The following is a 4,055-nucleotide window of genomic DNA, read 5'->3' as shown; positions in this document are numbered from 1 at the left end:
GGCGTGCAGTATTGCTCGGGGCTGTATCAGTCACTACATGAACGGTACGGGGTGAAATGCTCGATGACGGATGGGTATGACTGTTACCAGAATGCATTGGCGGAGCGGGTGAACGGGATTTTGAAAGGAGAGTTATTGTTGCAAAGCCCGCAGGATTTGGCGCAAGCGCGGGAAATGGTGCGTGAAGCGGTGGATATTTACAACGAGGAGCGGCCGCATCATGCGTTGAAATACAGAACCCCCGATGCGGTACATTGGGGGTTCTGAGTAGAGAAATGCTAGTTGAAAATGTGTAAACCTATTTCAGGACTAGACAGCCATACTGCCTGCCCGGATAAACGGCAGCGTTTCCAATCTTGCTTTTCTGCTGCTGACGCCTCCTGCTTAACGCCCTCCCCCTGTTTCGGGTTAAGATAGCGGCCACCGTTTTATCCCGGCCCCGCCGGAGCAGACCACAGGTACGCCTTTGAACCGATTTACCCCATCCAGTGCGGCGAACGGCCGCGAGCAGCAGGTCTTTACCGTCACCCGCCTCAACAGCGCCGTGCGCATGATCCTGGAGCAGGATCTCGGGCTGGTGTGGCTGACCGGCGAGCTCTCCAATCTGGCGATGCCAAGCTCCGGCCACTGGTACTTCTCCCTCAAGGACATGTCGGCGCAGGTACGCTGCGCCATGTTCAAGGGCAACAACCGGCGGGTGGCGTTTCGCCCGCAGGATGGCATGCAGGTGCTGGTGCAGGCGCGGGTCTCCCTCTATGAGCCGCGCGGCGACTACCAGCTGATCATCGAGTCGATGCAGCCGGCGGGCGACGGCGTATTGGCCCTGCGTTTTGAAGAGCTCAAGCGCCGCCTCGGCGCCGAGGGGCTGTTTGACGAAAGCCGCAAGCGGCCGCTGCCCCGTGAACCGCGGGCGGTGGGTCTTATCACCTCCGCCACCGGCGCCGCCCTGCACGATATGCTGACGGTGCTTAAACGGCGTGCGCCGGATCTGCCGATCTTTATCTACCCGACCCAGGTACAAGGCAGCGCCGCCATCAGCCAGATCGTCGCGGCGATCGCCAAAGCGAACCAGCGCGCCGAGGTGGATGTGCTGATCGTTGGCCGTGGTGGCGGCTCCCTCGAAGATCTCTGGTGCTTCAACGAAGAGGCGGTGGCCCGCGCCATTGCACACTCCGCCATCCCGGTGGTGAGCGCAGTGGGCCACGAGGTGGATGTCACCATCAGCGACTTTGCCGCCGACTTGCGCGCCCCTACCCCGTCGGCTGCCGCCGAGCTGGTGGCGCCGGACAATCAGGCCCGCATCCAGCGCCTCGCCCACCTCAAGCAGCGACTGCTGCAGGCGATGAGCCGCCAGCAGACCGCCGCCCGCCACCATTTCATCCTGCTGCAAAAGCGGCTCGACCATCAGGATCCGAAGCGGCGGCTGGAACAACAATCCCAGCGCCTCGACGAACTCTCCACCCGTTTGCAACAGCTATTGCGCCAGCGGCTGCATCAGGGTGAGCGGCGCCTCACCAACCTTGAGCTGCGCCTGCAGGGCAAGAGCCCGGAGCGCCTCTTGGCAGCTGGCAAGCGCCGCCATCAGCTGGCCGAGGAGCGACTCTATGCCCTGATTGCCAAGCGGCAAGACCTTGCGAGCCACCGCCTCGCCATGCTCACCGCCCGCCTCGACGGGGTGAGCCCGCTCGCCACTCTGGGGCGCGGCTACTCCATCACCCGCACTGCGCGTGGTGAAGTCATCAGCCGCGCCGATCAGGTCAGCAGTGGCGACCAGCTCATCACCACCCTAGCGCAAGGGAGCCTGCAGGTACGGGTCGAGGAAGTTATTAAAGACGCCGCACAGTAGATCGGCTGCATCAAACCACCAGCCAATCTGCTATTCAGCCCGGCAATCAGCCAAAAACAAAGGCCACCACCGCAAACAGGGTGGTGGCCTTTTTTATCTCGGGCGCTGTCGCCCGCTCAGCCCTTGGCGCGGCGCGCCACCAGGGTGAACTTGTAATCATCGCTCTTGAAGAAGTTGCGACTGAACTCGAACACTGTGCCATCTTGCAAGAAGCCGCGGGAGACCTTCTCGATAATGGGTTTGGCAGGATCGATACCGAGCGCCTCCACCACCTGCGCCGAGGGGAGCACCGGAATGATCTCCTGCTCGCTGCGGTCGATCACCAGCTGCTTCACCTCTTCGATGTAGTGGTACTTGGAGCCCTGCATCACCGCATAGCTGAGATCGGGGAAGAGGGCGAGCGGCATCCAGGTCTCCTCCAGCGTTACCGCGATCTGGCGAATAAAGCGCACCCGCTTGACGTAGTAGACCAGCGCCCCTTCCAGCAGATTGAGCCGCTCGGCCAGCTCGCTGCTCGCCTTGATCACCTCGAAGGCGAGAATGTCGCTGTGGGTCTCGGCCGCCGGATCAGTCACCTTCTCATAGAGGCTGGTGAGCTGATAGATGTCGTAGTTCACCTTCTCCTGCCGCACATAGCTGCCGCTGCCCTGAATGCTCTCGATGACGTTGAGTTCGGTCAGCTGCTTGAGGGCCTGACGCACCGTCACCCGGCTCACCCCGAACTGCTCGCGCAGCTCGGCTTCGGTGGGCAAGGCATCGCCGGGGGCCAGCTCCCCTTGCGCAATCCACTGCTGGATGGTGTCGGCTATCTGGCGATACATGGGTTTTTTCGACACGAAAGGCCACCTCGTCGGCTCTGCGCCATGATAAATGGAAGAGGCGCCATTCTACCCCACTTGCCCGGCAGACAAAACGGCTCAGCCTCATTTGACCTAACAAATCCCCTTGACCAAACAATACAAAAACAATACAAATAACGAATTGTATGATACCACTCACAAAAATCAGTCGGCCGGTTTGTTAGCATCGCTGTCACTTTCACCATGACGGCTTGCTGGCAAGCCAACCTGACAGAGGATCATCATGAATCTGACCCGTCTTACCGGCCCCCATCTCATCACGCTGCAAACCCGGTTTGCCGATCGGGATGCGGCCATTTATGCCCTGGCTGATCGGCTCGATCAGGCCGGCAAGCTGCACGACAAGGCCGCCTTTCTGGCCGCGGTCATGGCCCGCGAGGCGCAGGGCCCCACCGCCCTTGGCGAAGGGCTGGCGGTGCCCCACGGCAAGTGCGATGCGGTGCGCGAAGCGGCCTTTGCCGTCGCAACCTTAAGCGAGGAGCTGGGCTGGGAGGGGATCGACGGCCCCGAGCCGGTCAACCTGATCTTCATGCTGGCGATCCCGACCGATCAGGCGGGCTCGACCCATATGCAGCTGCTCACCACCCTCACCACCGCCCTGGTGGATGACGATACCCGCGAGGCAGTGCTGGCGGCCCAGAGTGCCGAGCAGCTGATGGCGCTGCTCGATGGTGAAGGGGATAGCGGCAAGCAACCAGCAAAAGAAGACAACTTAGATATAAATCAACCCACAGTGGTCTGTGTCACCGCCTGTCCGGCGGGGATCGCCCACACCTATATGGCTGCCGAGTATCTGGAAAAGGCGGGGCGCAAGCTGGGCATTCGGGTACTGGTCGAGAAGCAGGGTGCCAACGGCATCGAGGATCGCTTGCCGCAAGAGGCGCTCGATGCTGCGGTGGCTTGCATCTTCGCCGCCGAGGTGGCCATCAAAGAGCAGGAGCGTTTTGCTGGCATCCCCCGGATCGAGACGCCGGTGGCCGAGCCCATCCGCCATGCCGAGCGGATCCTGAATGACGCGCTGGAAGCGGCCAAGGCCGGTCGCACCGCCGCGACGCCCAACACCAGCCAAAGCGACGCGCAGACCGGCAAGAAGGTGAGCCTCAAGACCGAGCTCAAGCAGGCGCTGCTGAGCGGCATCTCCTTTGCCGTACCGCTCATCGTGGCAGGCGGTACCGTGCTCGCCGTCTCTGTGCTGCTGGCCCAGATCTTCGGCCTGCAACATCTGTTTGACACCGAGAACTCCTGGCTCTGGATGTACCGAAAACTCGGCGGTGGCATGCTGGGCACCCTGATGGTGCCGGTGCTGGCTGCCTATACCGCCTATTCGCTGGCGGACAAACCGGCGCTTG

Annotated in this window: 4 protein-coding genes; 3 read left to right on the top strand and 1 reads right to left on the bottom strand. The window is 61.8% G+C overall.

What is annotated here, in order from left to right; translation table 11 throughout:
* Together AB5Y85_RS01730 and xseA are read left to right on the top strand one after the other, a co-directional pair.
* Positions 1-267 (top strand): integrase core domain-containing protein (locus AB5Y85_RS01730; RefSeq protein WP_368221085.1); only part of this gene is annotated, 267 nt, incomplete at its 5' end.
* Between the two features lie 199 nt (positions 268-466).
* Complete coding sequence (gene xseA / locus AB5Y85_RS01725; protein ID WP_257687848.1) at positions 467-1,846, top strand: exodeoxyribonuclease VII large subunit; 1,380 nt, start codon at positions 467-469, stop codon at positions 1,844-1,846.
* A gap of 116 nt (positions 1,847-1,962) precedes the next feature.
* Here xseA and AB5Y85_RS01720 read toward each other — a convergent pair whose 3' ends face one another.
* The gene (locus AB5Y85_RS01720; protein ID WP_005337027.1) at positions 1,963-2,682 is read right to left on the bottom strand and encodes a GntR family transcriptional regulator; all 720 of its coding nucleotides are present in this window, start codon (positions 2,680-2,682) and stop codon (positions 1,963-1,965) included.
* 247 nt (positions 2,683-2,929) lie between these two features.
* Here AB5Y85_RS01720 and AB5Y85_RS01715 point away from each other — a divergent pair.
* A partial coding sequence (locus AB5Y85_RS01715; RefSeq protein ID WP_368221084.1) for a fructose PTS transporter subunit IIA occupies positions 2,930-4,055 on the top strand: 1,126 nt, incomplete at its 3' end.

The organism is Aeromonas sp. R3-1 (assembly GCF_040908345.1).
In the GTDB taxonomy this organism is placed as follows: Bacteria; Pseudomonadota; Gammaproteobacteria; order Enterobacterales; family Aeromonadaceae; genus Aeromonas; species Aeromonas veronii.
This window is presented reverse-complemented; position numbering and strand designations above follow the sequence as displayed.